Here is an 18,392-nt window from a genome sequence, read left to right on the forward strand (position 1 = left end):
AGCCGGCCCGGACGATCACGTTCGGGCCCCGGAATTCCACCGGGCCGGTGCCATCGGCAACCGGCCCGGATGGAATGACTGGAACTTAGAAGACGACTGAGAAGCCGCCGTCGGCCAACGCCTTGCGGCGGGCTTCGGCCCAAGCGTCGTCCCATGCGTCATCGGCGACACCCGAAGCTTCCAGCTTTGCCCAGGCGGCTTGAAGAGCTGCCTGACGGGCGAGCAGCTTGTCGTTGTGCGCCTGATCGGCATCGGACCACTTGCCGATTTCCTTGTAGTAGCGGATGGCCCCATCGTGATACGGCGCGACCCACTGGAAGTTCTGCTTGTCCAACGCCCAGCCGCCGATACCCGGCGCCTTGCCGTCATATTCCGGGAACAGTTCCACCATCGCCTTCGTCATGTTGTAGACGAGGTCCGCATCCTGATCCGCCATGGCGACCAGGACCGGGTAGGAGTAACCGGCACCTTCATAGGGAGGGCCGCCATCGATATTGGCGCCGACCTTGGCCATATTGGGTTGGAAGAAGGGGGCAATCGCCTGCATACGTGCGATGCCTTTTTTGTCGTCATGATGGATGGGCGGCCAGATCAATCCGCGGGGCGAGGCCGCTGCTTCATAGGCCTTGCCCGAATTGGTCGAGGCGAAGACGGCGTCCACCTGGTTGTTGATCAGTCCCTTCCAGGAATCACCGAAGCCGCCGAACTCGACCTTTTCGACATCATCCCAGGTCAGGCCGGCATAGGCCAGATAGGCGGTGACGTTGACGTTCAGCGCCGGTGCGCCCTTGACCCAGGCGACACGCTTGCCTTTCAGGTCCTTGTATTCCTTCACCCCGATATCGCCGGCGACACCGACGGCCAGGTTGATCGCGCCACCGTTATTGGCCAGCAGAACGCGGACCGGTTGCGGTCCCCAATTCTTTTTGCCGAACGCGAAGGCGCCTTCCTGCGCCATGAAGGAACCACCGACGCCTGTTGCGGAAAATTGAACCTTGCCTTGGCGCAGCGGTTCGGTGCGGGCGATGTCGTTCTTGCCCGGCAGCACGCGCAGGTCCACGCCGGCGGCATTTTTAAGCGCGGATCCGACGGCGACCGATTGGTTATACCCGGCGGACCCGGTGCCATAGGCGGTCCAGGCAATTTGTCCCGGAAGATTCAGATCCGCGGCAAAGGTCTGTCCAGCCATCGCCACCGCGGCGATCCCCGCCACGGCGAGCGTTTTCATTGTCCGATTCATGCAATTCCTCCCGGGCCGGCGTCCCTGCCGGCCGTTTCCTGTTTGACTATCCACCTTCATGGGGCGGTGTTTCTTTTTGTCACTGGAAGGGTAGGCAAGTTGGACCACAGCTACAAGCAAGCAAAAGGTGATGTTTAAGGTTTCTTACAGGAATTCGATTTGTGGACTGGCGCTCGCGCGGCGCTGCCGCTAGGACATTAGCGCGTTCCGGGGCCTTAGGAAAAATTCTGCGATAGGCTGGCGGCGCACGGAGTTTGTTTCAAAGGGAGTGAAAGCGGTGGGCATGAAAGCGATCGATGCGGCGGATTATACGGTCGGCGTGGTTGGCGCAGGTGCGATGGGGCAGGGAATCGCCCAGGTTTCCGCACAGGGTGGCATGCGGACGATCATTCTGGACGTGAAGCCTGGCGCCGCCGAGGCCGCCAAAGCGACGATTGCCGGACGGTTGGATCGACTGGTGGAAAAAGGCCGCATGTCCGACACCGCCGCCGCTGCCGCAAAGGACTGTCTGGAATTCGTCGAGGAAGTGTCGGGACTGGCGGACTGCGATACCGTTGTCGAAGCGGTGTTCGAAGACCTTGACGTAAAGCGGTCGCTTTTTCAGCAGATCGAAGCGGTCGTTTCCGACGATTGCATCATCGCGTCCAACACCTCCTCCATTCCGATCGCATCGATCGCTCGCGCCTGTCGGGTGAAGGGCCGTATTGCCGGTCTGCATTTCTTCAACCCGGTACCGATCATGAAACTGGTGGAAGTCATTCGTGGGCCGGAAACCGAAGACGCGGTGGCGGCGGCCCTGTCGGAACTGGGCAAGCGAATGACCCGAATTCCGGTGACCGTGAAGGACGCGCCTGGGTTCCTGGTCAATCTCGGCGGGCGTGCTTTCACGACGGAAGGATTGCGGATCGTTCACGACAACGTGGCCACGCCGGCCCAAGTCGACGCGATCATGCGAGATTGCCGGCATTTCCGGATGGGGCCGTTCGAATTGATGGACCTGACGGGCATCGACGTGAATTTTCCCGTCAGCCTGATCGTCTATGACGGTTATATGCAGGATCCGAGACTGAAGACGTCGCCGATTCACAAAGCGCTGCATGATGCGGGCCGGTTGGGTCGGAAGACAGGTGCCGGATGGTTTGAATACGGCGAAGGCGGCAAGCCGGTTCAGGCGGAGTCGGCTGACCATGAAACGGATGCAGCGCCCGCACGCCAGGTCGCGTTGGCGGAAGACGACATGGCGCTGGCTTCGTTCTGCGCCGAAATCGGCCTGACGGTCGTTGCGGATGACGGGGCCTGTCCGGTCCTGGCGGCCCCGGTGGGGGAGGACGCGACGACGGTCGCCGTCCGCACCGGTGTAGACCATCGGCGGTTGGTCGCCCTCGACCTGCTTTGCGATACGACCACCCGCGTGACGATAATGACGGCCCCCGGAGCGGATGCGGCCGCACGCGACAGCGTGGCCGCCGCCATTGCCGCCGCAGGCCGCAAGGTCACGGCCATCAAGGATTCTCCCGGTTTCGTCTCGCAACGGATCAGCGCAATGGTCGCCAATCTTGGCACCTTCATGGCGGAAATCGGACTTGCGACGCCCGACGATATCGACTTGGCGATGAAGCTCGGTCTGAACTATCCCATGGGGCCGCTGGAGTTGAGTTCGGACCTCGGTCTCAAGAACCACGCCAAAATTCTGGAGCAGTTGCAGTCGATTACGGGCGAGGACCGATACCGGCCGACGACATGGCTGCGGCGCCGGGCAATTCTGGATATTCCGGTCGATACGCCTGCCTGACAGTAAAATTCACGCAAAATCACGGGATTTTGGTGCATTTGCATCTATTGTAGCAATGAAACTTCGCTTTATACTTGTCATGATGCCGTGGGGTACTGAAAGGCATAGTTGAATGGACATCGGATCTCCTGCCCGCGAAACCGAAGTGGTTCGGCGTGCCCGGGCGGTATTGGCTGAGGCCAAGGAAGATCCGAGTCTATTGCTCTCCGTTCTGACTGACCTGACCGAAGCGCATGAGCGAACGCTGGCGCGGGCCGGGCTGGTCGATGCCGGGCCCGGTGTTCCCGTTGATCCGCTGCAGGCCGCGCAGGAAACGATCGCCCAGCAACAAGCGGAAATTCAAGAACTGCGGCGCGAGTTAGCGGCGCAGACCCGCCGTTTGAACCAATCCGCAGATGCGCAGAACAAGGAATTGGTGTTCGAGCGCGCCAAACTTGAGCGGTTGGTTCGTCTCGGCATCGCGATGGCCGCCGAGCGCGACGAAACACGGCTGTTGAGCCTTATTCTCGAAGGGGCGATGGAACTGACCGCCGCCGACGGCGCAACCTTCTATCTGATCACGGACAAGGAAGATGCTCTGGAATTCCAGATCATCCGGAACCGTTCCCTCGATATTTCGATGGCCAGCGAGCCAAACAAACCGCTGCCCTTTCCCCAAGTGCACCTTTTCGACTTGGAGACCGGGGCGCCGAACGAAAAGAATGTCGTCTCCAAGGCGGTCCTGCTTCGGCAGACTTTCAACATTCCCGACGCGTACAATTCGAAGGACTTCGATTTTTCCGGCACCAAGAAGTTCGACGAAGCGAACGGATATAGATCCGTCTCTTTCCTGACCGTACCGCTTATTCCACGCGGCGGGTCAGTGATCGGGGCCTTGCAATTGATCAACGCGACCGATCCGTCGAGCGGCGAGGTCATACCTTTCGACGAGGAACTACAGGGGTTCGTCGAGGCCCTGGCGGCCCAAGGCGCGGTCACGATCGAGAACCAGAAACTGTTGCAGTCCCAGCGCGTATTGATCGATGCGATCATCGAGTTGACGGCATCGGCCATTGACGCGAAGAGCCCGTATACCGGAGGACACTGCAATCGTGTGCCGGAAATCGCCATGATGCTGGGACAAGCCGCGCATGACGCGAAAAGCGGGCCCTTCGCCGATTTCGGATTCGCGGACGAAGAAGAGTGGCGGGAATTTCGTATCGCCGCCTGGCTGCATGATTGCGGTAAGGTGACGACGCCGGAATATGTCGTCGACAAGGCGACGAAACTGGAGACGATCTACAACCGGATTCACGAGATCAGGACACGGTTCGAGGTCATTCATCGGGAATTGACCGTCGATTACCTATCCAAGAAGCTCAAGGAACTCGGCGGCGACCCGACACCCGATGAGGCCTTGCAGGCCGAATACGACAAGCTTCAGGAAGAGTTCGAAATCGTCGCCGACTGCAATGTAGGCGGCGAGTTCCTGGATCAGGAAAAGATCGACCGGATCAGGGAGATCGCGAAGCGTACCTGGACCAGGAATTTCGATAATCGCAAGGGCTTGTCGCAAGACGAGCATCTCCGTCTCAAGGGCATCCAGGGACGGCCGCCGCCCGCCGTCGAAAACCTGCTCGCTGACAAGCCGACCCATATAGTCAAACGCGACCCGGGTGATATCGAGCGGTTCAAATCCAGCGGCTTCAAGATGGATATCCCCGAGAATCTCACGAATTTGGGGGAAATCTATAACCTCACCATCCAGCGCGGCACGTTGACGGAGGAGGAGCGGTTCAAGATCAACGAGCATATCATCCAGACCATTATCATGCTGGAGACGATGCCCTTCCCGAAGAACATGCAGCGCGTCCCGGAATATGCCGGCGGGCACCATGAGACGATGGACGGCAAGGGCTATCCTCGGCGTCTGACACGGGAAGAAATGTCCGTTCCGTCCCGGATCATGGCTGTCGCGGATATATTCGAGGCGCTTACCGCTTCAGACCGTCCGTACAAGAAGCCGAAACCATTGAGCGAGTCGCTGAAGATTCTGGGCTTCATGTGCCGGGATCATCATATCGACCCGGACATATTCGCCCTGTTTCTGGAGAAGAAGATCTACCTGCGATATGCGGAAGAGTATCTCGACCCGTCACAGATCGACGACGTCGATATCGAGCCGCTCTTGGAAATCGCCAGGGAAGCCTCTGCCATCTATTGAGGGCAGGGACGAGCACCTCCCTCGGGTCGTATCGAACCAATTACCTGCATCAAGGAAAAGCCGCCGCCGGAATTTTCGGCGACGGCGTCGTTCATCCATGCGTCTGAATTTAGGCGGCGCGCAGTTCCTTGAGGAACCTTTCGAATTCGGCCCGCAGGGTGGCCGACTGTTCTGACAGGCGCCCGGCGACTTCCATCACCTCGTTGGCCCCCTTGCTGGTGTCGTTGGCAAGAGCGCTGACGTCCGAGATGTTGGACGAGACATCCTGCGTGCCGCTTGCGGTCTGCTGGATGCTTTGGGTGATTTCCTGCGTCGCGTTATTCTGGTCTTCGACGGCGCGGGCAATTTCCTGCGTTACGACGCTCATCTCCCGCATCGCTTCGACCACCTGCTGGATTGCCGAGACGGTTTCTTCGGTGACGGCCTGCATTTCGGCGATTTGCGTGCCGATCTCCTCAGTCGCTTTGGAGGTTTGGCTCGCAAGTGACTTCACCTCAGATGCGACGACCGCGAACCCCTTGCCGGCCTCGCCGGCCCGGGCGGCCTCGATGGTCGCGTTGAGGGCAAGCAGGTTGGTCTGTTCGGCAATGTCGTTGATCAGTCCGACGACATCGCCGATCTTGCGCGCGCCTTCGCTAAGCTGCGAGACTTTCTCGTTCGACTTTTCCGCACGTTCACTCGCGGATTGCGCGGTACCGGACGCGTTGGCGACCTGATTGCCGATCTCCTGAACGGATGAGGCGAGTTGCTCTGCCGCGGCGGCAACCGTCTGTGCGGTCGTCGTAGCTTCTTCGGCGGCGCTGGCCACGTCGCCGGCGCGTTCCGTCGTCTTGGACAGGGTGGTGGACATGGAACCGGTCGTCGAGCGCATCTGATCGGATGCATGGGCCAAAGCGTCGACGACGGTCTTCACCTTGGATTCCAAACCGTCCGCCAGGGCCAGCGTAGCGGCCCGTTTCTGCTCCTCGGCCTCTTTCTCCGCCAGGCGTTGCTGTTCCCGCAGTTTTTCCGCTTCAACAGCATTGTCCTTGAAGACCTGCGTGGCCATCGCCATGTCGCCGATCTCGTCCGTTCGACGGGTGCCGGGAATCTCCACAGTCATATCGCCGTCCGCCAATGATTGCATAGCGGAAGACAGGCGGTTGATCTGCGAGACAACCTGTTTGCCGACGAGAAGCCAACTGATCAGGATGCAGGCGACAATGTTGATAGCGGCCAGGACCCAGAGGATGGTGGCATCCCGATCAATCGTGGCGCGTGTGTTCGCTTCAGATTCAGCCACGCTGTTCTGCGCCCGGTCTACAAGTGAAGAAACCTGGGTGTCGAAGGTTCCTGCTAGACGGCGCGCTTCTTCAAGTGCGGCGTCGGCTGAATCCAGGCCGGCCAAACCCTGCCGGTGCAAGTCGAAGACATTGCCTTCCCCGGCCCCCAAACGACTCAACCCCTGCGCCATTTCCACAAGGTTTGGATTTTCTATGACTTCCGTCATCGTCGCGATCGACTCCGCCAGCGTGGCGTCGGCCGCGGTGAACTTCTCACGAAGTACGGTCAAAGAGGCCTCATCCGCGGCGCCGCCCACCGCCTGCAGCAATCCGCGCACAAGGTTGGCGTTCGAGATCAGGTTGAGCATGGCCTGCAAACGGACCACGTCGCCCTGAACCAGATCCGTGATCGAATTACGCAGGCCGTCCGAAAGGTCACCCCCGCCGATCACGAGGTTGAAGGTGGCGTTGTCGACGACAGGTTCGACGGCAGTGTCGAATGCGGCGACGATATCGACCAGGTCGGCATCCGCCGCGACACGTTCGGCCCGCAAGTCATTGCGCTGCTTCTGGGTCTTGAACCCGGTCTCAAGTTCACGGGCGCGCAGTTCGAAGATCGATCCGCGTCCTTCGCCCACTTCCATCATAAGGGTGGTGATCGCGCTCAGCGTGTCGGCGTCCGGATCGTCCTTGGGGAGTTTATCCAGGACTTCGGTCAATTGGCCGGTGACGGCCGCCATGCGCTCCCGAAGAGGCTCCAGTTCCTCCACGGAAGAGACGAGTTTGGTCTGCGCCACGATGGCGATCAATTCCTGGCCTTTTGCCGCAATGATCAGGCCGGACCGGAGGTTTTCGACTTCCTGCGTTACCAGTCGGTTGATCACTTCGCTGGCGTTGGCGACGGTGTCTTCGCTCTTGATCTGAACCTCGAAGGTCGCATCGTCGATCAACGGCGTGATTTCGGCGACAAGGCTTTCATGTATCCGGCCGAGTTCGATCAACGCGTCGGCAACGGATTGGTTGGTGGCGTCTCTGCTCTCGACCGCGGCGCTCAGCTGCGTGAGGCTGGCGTCGAGTTCGTCGGCAAGGGCGGTAAAGGTGTTCCGCTCGCTTTCGTTCTCAAAAGGGATATCCGCTAACTGGTTTCGCAATGCAGTCATCGTATCCTGCATCGCATTGCGCACCGCGCCGCGGCTTTCAGCGTCCGGCGCGCTGATAAAGGCCGGCGCGGTGGCGGCGATATTCGCGCTCGTTACTGCCAGCGACATCGACCCGGTGATGGCAGGCAGGGACTCGTCGGTGAAGACGTCAAGCGTGCTTTCAATGTCCTTGAAGGCGATAACCGCGACCGCGACGACTACCAAGGTGATGACCGATATTCCGGCGAAAGCGGCGTACAGCTTCGCGCCGAGGCCCAATCTCAACCCTTTTGACTCCGATTGTTCCGACATATGACCGTCAACGTCCTCATGCTGCATTAGTTTGCCTCCCGCCCAGACAGAACGGGACGGCGGAGGGCCGCCGTCCCGGTACAGTGCAATCAGTTGGTAAGTTCGGTGATCGGCTTGAAGCTGCCGTCCGGTTGAATGACGGTCAGGAACACATCGTCCATACCCTGATTGTCGCCTTGTCCGTAGGTAAGGGTGACGCCGCCGAGATCAAAAGCCCCGGTGCCGTAGACGGCGTTCAGGAAGGCTTCGCGGGTCAGATCCTTGCCGGCCTTGTCCAATGCCGCGACGGTCAGCTTGCCGACCATGTAACCTTCCAGGGAAACGAAGCCCGGCTCGAGATTGGCGTCATAAGCTTTCAGCGCCGCGTGATAGTCGGAGACGAGCCCGATGGACGTGTCGTCCGGGAAAGGAACGACCTGGCTGATGACGACGCCTTCGCCCTGGTCGCCCAATTCTGCGGAAAGGGCTTTGGACCCGACGAACGAGATGGTGACAAAGGTAGGATCCATCTTCAGCTTGCGGGCAAGTTTCACGAATTCTGCCAGCGGCTTGTAGGCGCCGACCATAACCACGGCGTCGGGGTCCGCTTTACGGATGTCGAGCAGGGCCGATTTGACTGCGGTTGTGTTTCGTTTGTATTTGCCTTCTGCGACGAGCTTGATGCCGCGCTTTTCCATCGCCTTGTTGACGCCGGAAAGGCCGACGCGGCCGAAACCGTCATCCTGGTAGAGGATCGCGATTTTGGTCTTCTTCTGCACGTCGTGAAGATACTTGATCCAGGTTTCCGTTTCCTGGTCATAAGTCGCACGAACGTTGATGACGTTTGAGTTTTTCGGGTCGCGAAGGAAACCGGCGCCAGTGAACGGGCCGACGAAGGGCACATTCGCCTCAGTCGCGATCGGTTGGGAGGCCTTGGAGGTCGGCGTGCCGACCGCGCCGATCAAGGAGAAAACCTGATCTTCCTCGATTAGCTTTTTGGTGTTGGCGATAGCCCGGTCGGGTTCATATCCATCGTCGTATTTGATGATTTCGATATTGCGCCCGTGAACACCGCCATTCGCGTTTGCTTCCTGAAACGCAGCCATCAGGCCCTGGTACATGCCTTCACCCAGCGCACTGGCGGGACCGCCGAAAGCGGCGGATTGACCGAGCAGGATTTTGTTGCCGGTCACGCCTGGTTCGGCTGAGGCTACGGATGCCGTCAGGCCGAGTGCGACAACGGATGCAAATACGGAAACCCTTTTGAGCATTTCAGCTCTCCCTTGGAATTTGTGATGAGCAAGAAAGAGCAGGATTTTGTAAATTAACTGTTAAGTTTCGTGCGGAGAGAGCGGTAAATGGGTAATAATCTTGCGATATGAGTGTGGTCTAATTGATCTTTATCGATCGGCCGCAGTGGAGTCTGACGAAATCGGGTTCCCTCATTGCCTCTTTGCTAAGGCAAGACAATTTGGCCTATCTATGCACGGCATTACGGGCTTGGCGTATATATACGGTCGGGCTATTCACCATTCCGATCGAGAATCCAAAGCGATTTCCAAATCAAGGCTACGGTATGAACAGCGATAGTGTCGAACGACTGCGAGATATCGAGGCACGCCTCGCCCATTTCGAACGCCTCTGTGACGATCTTTCGGACATCGTTGCCGGTCAGTCCAAGGAAATTGTACGGTTGAAGCAGCAGCTCGGCGCGCTGTCTTCCCGCGTGCTGGATCTTCAGCAGGACTGGCGGCCCGGCGGCGCGGATGAGAAACCCCCGCCGCATTACTGACCCGGTTTCAGCGTAATATCCGTTGCAGCCTTTCGGGATAGCGTTTGCGTAGGAATGCCCATTGTTCGGCTTGTTCGTCGCGGCCGAGCCTCTGGGTTGTCTGTTCCCATTGCTGCGCCGTCAAATCCATTGCCTGTTCCGGCGTCAGGTCGCCCGTATCGGCCCTCAGCAGATTGTCGCTCAGTGCCTCGAAGTATTCGCTTTGTCCCGACAGGTACAAATCCGGAATGCTGTTCAGCATGCTTGTTCGATGCGTTGCCAGGAACGATTTCGAATAAGTCGCCTGGATCTCTGCATCTTCGTAATGTGCCACGCGAAATGGGTCGAAAAAGCCGTCCGCCTCGCGGACCGCAATCGTCGACATTTCCGAAGTGCAGGCGAACAGAGAGAACAGATAGGCGATTTCGGGGGAGGGGGCGCTGGCCAGAACAGTGTAGTTCCATCCCCAATTGAAGTAGGGCACGTTGAAAGATTCGCCGTCAGCGATCCCACCGGGCATTGGACAAAACCTGAGCTTTCCTTTTATCGCGGAATTGGGCCCGTTCAAGTATTTTTGGGTCCCGCCCCATCCGATGTTGCAATAGATGTTGCCCTTCGCGAAGGCCTCCCAGTTGTCGAACAAACCGTTGGAATTGGCGAAGGGATACTGGTGCTTTGACGCCGCGATCAATTCCTGAGCCGCTTCGACGCCCGGTCGGGCGGCGATCTGTGGGCGCATGTTGCTGTCGAACGGCCAATAGCCCTTGGCATGAAATCGCACCCAGAACTCCCATGCGATATAAAGCGGCGTCCTGAACAATGCACCGCCAAACAGGCCTTCCTGCGGGCGGTTGAAGAACGACATTTGCCGATCGAGTTCTTCCCATGTCTGTGGGGGATGAATTTCTACGCCGTATCGGTCGGAATAGCGTTTCTGATGATCAGGGTCGCCCAGAAGCCTCTCGTTCAGGAAAATGAGATACGTATCACCGTCCGTCTGATAGCCGTAGAACTTCCCCTTGAAATAGTCGCCCAGCGTATACATCGCGTCAGCCTGAAAACCGGGCGGTTCGTGTTTTTTGACGTATTCGCTGAGGTCCAGGATCGCGCCCGCCGAGACGAGGTTCGGAATGCCGAATGTCGCTGGTAGCGCGATATCGATGTCGCCGATCCCGGCGAGGCTTTCGATCAGTATCTGCGAGTTGATTTCGTCTACGGGAGTTTCCGTGAATTCAATGCTGATTCCGGTTTGAGCCGTAAATCTCTCTGCGATCGGCGCGACGTTGAGCGTGGAGCCGGCGGGCAGCATGATCCGCAATGTCAGCGGGGACTCGCCTTTTAATGTCCGCACTTTTTGTGCAATTAAGGTTGCTAATTCTTGTCCGGATGCAGGTTGGGTAGATATGCCCAGCAACAACATGGCACCAACGGCGCCGGTTGCGGCTAGAAATCTACGGCGTTGCATTTGTGGCTCCTGTTTCCGATGCTGGGGCTATTATTCTACCGTGAAAATGCATAGTAAGTTAGTGCAACGGTGTATTTTTAACTAATCGGTTTCAATGCCAGCTAAGACTTCCACGACTGTCCGAGTCAAACTCCGGAACGCCTATCTGACGATTGCGGCTTTTGCAATTCTAGCCGCAACCATTGGTATATTCACCTTTTCCGCGGTGAAGGAAGCGCAAGACGAAGTAACCAAGCGGGCCTTGCCGGCGGCACGGACCGTGGAACTGCTGGTCCAGCAAGCGGCGCTTGTTCAATCTCTGGGAGATTCCCTTCTGTTCGCGCGTGACGAATTGGACACCCAGCGCATGATGCGGGAAATCGGAACGTTGTACGACGGTATGCGGTTTGAACTTGCGTCCTTAGGTGATTATGTCGACCTCAATGGGCAGACCCAGCAATTCTCGGACAATATAGACGAGATATATGAAATTCTCGTCACAGAGAAGGGGCTGGTCGACGAACGGAACGATATCCGGCAACAGGCGACGGCTTTGCGCGAAGAGCTGTTGCGATCTTCTTCCCAGTTTCTCGACATTTTACATCCGGCCTGGGTTCGGACCTCTACCGAGGTCTTGAACGGAGCGGCCGATATTCGCGCCAGCATCTATTCGGATTCCGCCGATCTAACGACGGTGGGAGACGCATTCAACGCCTTCGTCGACCAAGTGCTGTTGCGCAACAACGCGTTGGTCGGGTTGCGCCACGAAATGGCGCTGTTCGAAGATACTTTGGAAACGCTGCATCTGGCTCAGTCACGGCAAGATGTGGCCCGTGCCAATACGCAGATGAATGTCAGTATTCGAACAATCGCACGGGTTCTCAGCGAATGGCCGAATGACGACCTTCGACGGGATGTCGGGAGGCAGCTCCGTGTCTTGGCCTCGGGGATCCGCGGAGAAGGCAATGTTGTCGACCTTCAAGTGAAGTATCTGACGATCGACGCGGAACTGGAGGAGAAACGGGCGGCGCTTGGACGACTTGTCTCAGAATTGACCGGTGAGGCTACCCGCTTGAAGGCCGAAGTCGACAAATCGATCAATGCCGCAGTCACGGATGCCGAAGAAGTGATCTATTACGGTCGTGCCGGGCTTATTCTGACCGGTGTTCTTACCTTGATTGTCACCGTCTGGGTTATTTCACGGTACATCCTCCGGGATGTGGCTTTCCGGATTGACGCCCTTTCCAGGGCGACGCAGGAACTGTCGAAGGGTAATCTCGATGTGGACGTTCCCTCCGTCGGCAGCGACGAGTTGAGCGACATCGCCAAAGCACTCGGCCGGTTCAGGGAAGTCGCTGCCGAATTGAGGCGGTCGAATGAGGATTTGGAACAATTCGCCTATATAGCGTCGCATGACTTGAAGGCACCATTGCGCGGTATCGGGCACCTGGCCGAATGGATCGAGGAGGATCTGGGACCGGATGCCGAAGAGGGTGTGAAGAAGCATCTGGTGTTGTTGAAACAGAGAACGAACCGGCTTTCGAACCTTTTGGACGATCTGTTGCAGTTCTCCCGCGCGGGCCGGCAAAAGTCGCTGGTACGCGAAGTGGATTTGAAACCGTTCTTCGAGGAGTTGTTCACCCTTGTTGCCGCTGAGCGGCCGTCCGCCTTGCGGGTCCTCGGGGATATGCCCAAGATAACAACGGCGGTCGCACCCATGGAACAGGTTTTTGGAAACCTGTTCGGCAACGCGCTCAAGCATCATGACAAGGGTCACTGTACCGTCACGGTCAATTACAGGCGGTTGCCGGACCATCATCAGTTCCGGATCTCCGATGATGGTCCCGGCGTGCCCAGCGAATTCCAGGGCAGGGTCTTTGGTATGTTTCAGACCATCAAGCCACGTGACGAGTTGGAAGCGAGCGGCATGGGCCTTGCGGTTATCAAGCGTGTGGTCGAGTCTGTGGGGTGTTCGATCAAATTGGAATCGGACCCGAGCCGGGGTCGCGGGACGACCTTCACGGTGACTTGGCCGCTGGTCTGGCCGACGACACTGACGGAAGAATGACGAAGCCGCCGACGGGCGGTATCAGAATTTTTGGGAAATTTGTGTAGCGGCAGTTTGAGGTTTCACATGGCCAAGCAGGCAACTTTCTTGATCGTCGAAGACGATGACGTTGACCGGATGGCGCTCGAGAGAGCGTTCGACAAGCTGAAGATTCTCAACGACAGAGTCTATGCCAGGAACGGTGTGGAAGCACTTGATGTCCTGCGCGGGCGCAACGGCAAGGAGAGGCTGCCCAGACCCTTCATCATCCTGCTGGATCTCAACATGCCGCAAATGAACGGGCTTGAGTTCCTTGATGAAGTTCGGAACGATGAGGATCTGGCAAACAGCGTCGTATTCGTTCTGACGACTTCGGATGCGGATGAAGACATCGTCGCTGCATACGAAAACAACGTCGCTGGTTATATCGTGAAGTCAGATGCCGCGACTGGTTTCTTGCGCGCGATTGAAATGCTCGAACATTACTGGCGGGTCGTGGAACTTCCGTGATCTTCGCCCAAGATCCTGAAACCTACAGCGTCGTTTAGAGGCTAGGGGAATGTCGCTGGCGTGGTTCGCTGATCTGTTGTTGTACATATTCCTTGAACCGCTCCTCGGATAGCGGGCGTGCGAACAGATACCCCTGGCCCAGGTCGCAGTTGAGATCCCTTAGAGCTGCACGCTGAGATTCTTCTTCGACACCCTCCGCGATCACCTTCAGGCCCAGTGAATGTGCCAATGTCACGGTCGTCTTCACCGCGACATAGTCGGGGTTGGAGGACAACATACCGTGGATGAAGGACCTATCGATCTTGATCTCGTCGGCCGGAATACGCGTGGCAACGGCCAGGGAGGCATAGCCCGTGCCGAAATCGTCGATCGAGATTCTAACCCCCATCGCGCGAAGTTCCGTGATTTGATCCGATGCCCAGGCAAAGCCGTCGACGGCCGTCGTCTCGGTAATCTCCAGGATCAAGGCGGAAGGCGGCAACCCGAATTCGCGCAAGACGTCCGCAATCAGAGCGGGCAGATTGCCGCGCTTGAGCAGCAGGGCGGAAATATTGACGGCGATCGGCACAATCTTGCCATGGTCTTGTGAGATTTCCCGTGCCATGCGCGCGGCTTCGCGCAACGTGAATTCGGATATCGGGAAAATCTGTCCGCCTTCCTCCGCTTGCGGGATGAATTCCGCAGGAGAGACCCGCCCGTAGGTGGCGTGGTTCCACCGCAGCAGGGCTTCGGCCCCGGTGATGCTGCCATCGGTCAGGTTCACCTTGGGTTGGAATTCGAGGAACATATCCTTGTTGGTAAGGGCCGTGAACATGTCTCGGCCCAACACGGAGATTCGGTAGCGCTGATCCTCCAAATCCGGATCGAACACGACGAACTGGTTCTTACCGTTCTTCTTGGCCACATAAAGCGCCTGATCCGCCCTTGAATGGAACTGGTCCCAGGTATCGCTCTCCGCTGCGGGCAACGAAATGCCGATACTCATACCGGTCCGCATCGTCTGGCCTTTGAACTCGAACGGTTTGGCCATCTCATCAACGATTTTCTGGGCGACCTTCTTCACGTCCTCGCTGCTGCCAGCCCTCTTAAGGAGAACGCAGAACTCGTCGCCGCCGATCCGCGCGGCGGTATCGGTTTCCCGGATGCAGGATGACAGGCGATGGCCGATTTCACGCAACAGATAATCGCCGGCCTGATGGCCGAATTTGTCGTTGGTGTGCTTAAAGTTGTCGAGGTCGCAATGAAGCAGAGCAATCAACTCGCCGTTCCGCTTCATGTCGGCCACGGCCATTTGCAGACGGTCGCCAAGCAACATTCTGTTCGGCAGGCCGGTCAGGACATCATGCTGTGCCAAGTGTCGATATTTTCTCTCACTATCTTCCGCACGTTCCAATGCCTGTTGTAGGTCCGCACGGGACCGGGCCAGATCCTCCGCTACCTTGACCAATTCGCGTTTTTGTTGGTGCAACGAAAGAGCGAAACGAACCGATCGTTCCAAAAGATTGGAGGATATGTCGGATTTCAACAGATAGCCGGCTGCCCCTGCCTCCGCAGCGGCTACGTCGATCGTTCTGTCGTGCTGACCGGTCAGGAGGATGAAAACCGTGCCCTCGAATTCCCGCCGATATTCGCGCAGCAGATCCACGCCCCTGTGGGGACCGAGAAACTGGTCGATGATGCAGACGTCGTAACTCTCCTGTTCCAGGCTTGCCAAGGCAGAATCCCAGGAGGAAACGGCATGTATGTTGAGTGACGGGCCGAAACCCTTCCTTAACAATCGGGAGGTGTGCTGGGAATCGACTTCGTCATCGTCGATGACGAGGCATTTCAACTCTTTCATCGTGTCTTGTGCGGACAAATCTCGAACCATAATTGACGACATGAGGGTAATAATTCCGTTGGCGAATGGATTGCTTGGGGAGGGCAACCTGTGGTCGACCGCTGTTAGACGCAACTTCGCCGAAAGATATTAATGAAAACTTAAATGCATACCGGGTTACTGCATTTTTGCGGTATTCTCGCACGTCCGTGATCACCGGAACCGCGCACTTGCTCTTGGGTTGCTGCAGTTCAAGTATCGCGGAATTAATTAGATTCTCGGCCCGGTGGGCTTGTCACGGCAGGGCAGGATTTTCTAGACCAGGGGGCTTCCATCATCGAATCGAGCGTAAAGGGGTGAATTGATGGCGAAACCTAACCTGTTGATTGTTGGCGCCGGTGGCGTGGGTGCGGTAGCGGCCCATAAGGCCGCTCAGTTCGCGGATGACTTCGGGTCGATCGCGCTGGCCAGTCGGACGGAAGCCAAACTTCAGCAGGTTGCCGAGGACGTCGCGGAACGAAACCCCGATATCACGCTCGGTGAGGACCTCATCACGGAAACGGTCGATGCACGGGACAAGGAACAGGTCGCGGACCTTATCCGCAAGGTGGATGCGGGAATCGTCCTGAATCTTGCCACGCCTTATTGCAACACGGCGATCATGGATGCCTGCATCGAAACCGGCACCGACTACATCGATACGGCCGTGGCCGAGGAAGAGCATGTGGAGAACGTGCCCGCGCCCTGGTACGCGAATTTCGAATGGCCTCGGAAATCGGATTTCGACAAGGCCGATGCGAATGCGGTGCTGGGCATCGGATTCGACCCGGGCGTCGTCAATGTTTTCTGCGCCTACGCCAAGCGGCATTTGCTGGATGAGATCGAAAGCATCGACATCATCGATGTGAACGGCGGCGATCACGGCCGCTATTTCGCGACCAATTTCGATCCCGATACCAACCTCCGCGAGATCCGAGAGGATGTGATCTATTGGGAGGAAGGGGAGTTCAAGACGATCCCTCATCATTCCCGGAAGATGACCGTGGACCTACCGGTGGTGGGTGAGCACGATGTCTATTCCATGGGGCATGACGAATTGCATTCACTGCCCAAGGCTTTCCCGGAAGCCAAGAGGATCGAATTCTGGATGGGGTTCGGGGAACGCTATCTCCGCGTTTTCGATGTTCTTGAAAATCTGGGACTGATTTCAAGCATCCCTGTCGAGGTGGAGGGCGTTAAAATGGCGCCGCTGAAGATGGTGAAAGCTGTGCTGCCCGATCCCGCCACGCTTGCGGAAGGCTATACGGGTGAGGTCTGCATCGGCTGCGACATCCGCGGGACCAAGAACGGCAAGCCGCGACGGGTGTTCATCTATTCCACCTGCGACCATACCGAATGTTTCAAGGAGGTCGGCTCCCAGGCGATTTCCTATACCACCGGCGTCCCGGCGATCGCCGCCGCCTTGCTGCTGGCGCGCGGCGAATGGGATCCCAAGACGATGGTTAACGTGGAGGAATTGGATCCGGAACCTTATCTGGACTTGATGCCGAAGGTCGGGATCGACTGGAAGGTGATGGAATTGCCGGTCGACGGTAGTTGGCCTGAAACCTCGGGCCATAACAGCGCCGGTTCGGATACGTCCTTGGCATAGGGGGAAGCGTGAGCGTTTCCATGGCGCGTGACGAAGTCGCCGGTAACTTCGTCAATTTCGATCCGTTCCGGGTGCCGTCGCCTTGCTACGTCATCGATATCTCGAAGCTTGAGGACAATCTGCGCATTCTGGCGGATGTATCGGCAAAGACAGACGCCAAGATCCTTTTGGCGTTGAAAGCCTTTTCCTGCTTCGCTGTGGCGGAGATGATCGGCGGGTTCCTGCACGGCACCGCGGCCAGCGGGCTATGGGAAGCGCGGCTGGGCCGGACCCGTTTCCAGGGCGCGGTGCATACTTTCGCACCGGGGCTCAAGCATGATCATCTGGCTGAAATTCAGACCCTGTCCGATCACTTGATATTCAATACGCTGGGGCAATGGCAGCGGTTCAAGCCGGCGCTGCGCCGGGACGGGGATTGCGCCTTCGGTCTGCGCATCAACCCACGCCATAGCGAGGCGGATAACCCGCTATACGATCCCTGCGCCGCCTGGTCTCGGCTCGGCGCACCGATCCCTTCACTCGAGGAACAGGATCTGGATGGCCTCACCGGCTTCCATATACATGCGCTATGCGACCAGGGCTTCGACCCGTTCGACCGTCTCCTTGCGGCGACGGAGGTAAAGGCTGGCAGTCTGCTGGAGCAGATCAGGTGGCTGAACCTGGGGGGCGGGCAGTTGATCACCGCGCAAGGTTTCGACCGCGGCGGGTTGGTCGGCCGACTGCGGGATTTCGGTCGACGGACCGGTCTTGAACTGTATCTGGAGCCCGGCACCGCCGTGGCGCTGAATGCCGGCGTTCTGGTGACGGAGGTCCTGGACACTTTCTGGAACGACGGGCATGTCGCGGTCATGGACAGTTCAGCGACCTGCCATATGCCCGACGTCATCGAAGCGCCCTATACCCCGGCTCTTTTGGGAACGGAAACGGTCGAGGACGGCGTGGATCCGGATCCCAGGGACGATCGCGTCGTGCGAGTCGGCGGGCCGACCTGTCTGGCAGGCGATATTATCGGGACTTACCGTTTCGATAAGGCGCCGAAAGTTGGCGAACGGCGTTTGTTCCTGGATCAGGCCTATTACACGATGGTGAAGGCGACCACCTTCAACGGCACGCCCTTGCCGTCCATCGCCCTTTGGGATCCGCGTAGCGACGATGTCCGCGTCGTCAAACAATTCGGCTACGAGGATTTCGAAGGCCGGTTGAGTTGAGATTTGATCCACTTT

Annotated in this window: 12 protein-coding genes; 7 read left to right on the forward strand and 5 right to left on the reverse strand. The window is 58.0% G+C overall.

The features are described from left to right. Positions 1–85: 85 nt before the first annotated feature. On the reverse strand, positions 86–1,240 hold the full coding sequence (locus tag ACQK2G_RS08245; protein WP_425404549.1) for a TAXI family TRAP transporter solute-binding subunit: 1,155 nt from the start codon (positions 1,238–1,240) through the stop codon (positions 86–88). Positions 1,241–1,523: 283 nt separating this feature from the next. Here ACQK2G_RS08245 and ACQK2G_RS08250 point away from each other — a divergent pair, with 283 nt between their 5' ends. Next, on the forward strand, positions 1,524–3,032 hold the full coding sequence (locus tag ACQK2G_RS08250) for a 3-hydroxyacyl-CoA dehydrogenase (RefSeq protein WP_425404550.1): 1,509 nt from the start codon (positions 1,524–1,526) through the stop codon (positions 3,030–3,032). A 112-nt stretch (positions 3,033–3,144) separates the two neighbouring features. Beyond that, positions 3,145–5,235 (forward strand): HD domain-containing phosphohydrolase, encoded by a 2,091-nt coding sequence (locus ACQK2G_RS08255; RefSeq protein ID WP_425404551.1) that lies wholly within the window; start codon positions 3,145–3,147, stop codon positions 5,233–5,235. A gap of 109 nt (positions 5,236–5,344) precedes the next feature. On the opposite strand, the gene ACQK2G_RS08260 is transcribed toward ACQK2G_RS08255, so the two are convergent. Together ACQK2G_RS08260 and ACQK2G_RS08265 are read right to left on the reverse strand one after the other, a co-directional pair. Next, complete coding sequence (locus tag ACQK2G_RS08260; RefSeq protein ID WP_425404552.1) at positions 5,345–7,975, reverse strand: methyl-accepting chemotaxis protein; 2,631 nt, start codon at positions 7,973–7,975, stop codon at positions 5,345–5,347. Positions 7,976–8,037: 62 nt separating this feature from the next. Next, entirely contained in the window at positions 8,038–9,198 is a 1,161-nt protein-coding gene (locus ACQK2G_RS08265) for an ABC transporter substrate-binding protein (RefSeq protein WP_425404553.1), read from the reverse strand. Between the two features lie 305 nt (positions 9,199–9,503). Between ACQK2G_RS08265 and ACQK2G_RS08270 the strand changes: the two genes are divergently transcribed. Beyond that, the gene (locus ACQK2G_RS08270; protein WP_425404554.1) at positions 9,504–9,719 is read left to right on the forward strand and encodes a SlyX family protein; all 216 of its coding nucleotides are present in this window, start codon (positions 9,504–9,506) and stop codon (positions 9,717–9,719) included. Between the two features lie 7 nt (positions 9,720–9,726). On the opposite strand, the gene ACQK2G_RS08275 is transcribed toward ACQK2G_RS08270, so the two are convergent. Then, positions 9,727–11,049: an extracellular solute-binding protein gene (locus ACQK2G_RS08275; protein ID WP_425404555.1), complete on the reverse strand. Its 1,323-nt coding sequence runs from the start codon at positions 11,047–11,049 to the stop codon at positions 9,727–9,729. Between the two features lie 208 nt (positions 11,050–11,257). Here ACQK2G_RS08275 and ACQK2G_RS08280 point away from each other — a divergent pair, with 208 nt between their 5' ends. Together ACQK2G_RS08280 and ACQK2G_RS08285 are read left to right on the forward strand one after the other, a co-directional pair. Beyond that, entirely contained in the window at positions 11,258–13,210 is a 1,953-nt protein-coding gene (locus tag ACQK2G_RS08280; RefSeq protein WP_425404556.1) for a sensor histidine kinase, read from the forward strand. A gap of 66 nt (positions 13,211–13,276) precedes the next feature. Continuing rightward, entirely contained in the window at positions 13,277–13,699 is a 423-nt protein-coding gene (locus tag ACQK2G_RS08285; RefSeq protein WP_425404557.1) for a response regulator, read from the forward strand. 34 nt (positions 13,700–13,733) lie between these two features. Here the strand turns inward: ACQK2G_RS08285 and ACQK2G_RS08290 are convergent, their stop codons facing one another. Then, on the reverse strand, positions 13,734–15,539 hold the full coding sequence (locus ACQK2G_RS08290) for a putative bifunctional diguanylate cyclase/phosphodiesterase (RefSeq protein WP_425404558.1): 1,806 nt from the start codon (positions 15,537–15,539) through the stop codon (positions 13,734–13,736). A gap of 343 nt (positions 15,540–15,882) precedes the next feature. Between ACQK2G_RS08290 and ACQK2G_RS08295 the strand changes: the two genes are divergently transcribed. Together ACQK2G_RS08295 and ACQK2G_RS08300 are read left to right on the forward strand one after the other, a co-directional pair. Next, the gene (locus ACQK2G_RS08295) at positions 15,883–17,169 is read left to right on the forward strand and encodes a saccharopine dehydrogenase family protein (protein WP_425404559.1); all 1,287 of its coding nucleotides are present in this window, start codon (positions 15,883–15,885) and stop codon (positions 17,167–17,169) included. Between the two features lie 8 nt (positions 17,170–17,177). Then, positions 17,178–18,377, forward strand: a complete 1,200-nt coding sequence (locus ACQK2G_RS08300; RefSeq protein ID WP_425404560.1) for a carboxynorspermidine decarboxylase — start codon at positions 17,178–17,180, stop codon at positions 18,375–18,377. Positions 18,378–18,392: the final 15 nt, after the last annotated feature.

Source organism: Hwanghaeella sp., assembly GCF_965227365.1.
In the GTDB taxonomy this organism is placed as follows: domain Bacteria; phylum Pseudomonadota; class Alphaproteobacteria; order UBA8366; family Aestuariispiraceae; genus Hwanghaeella.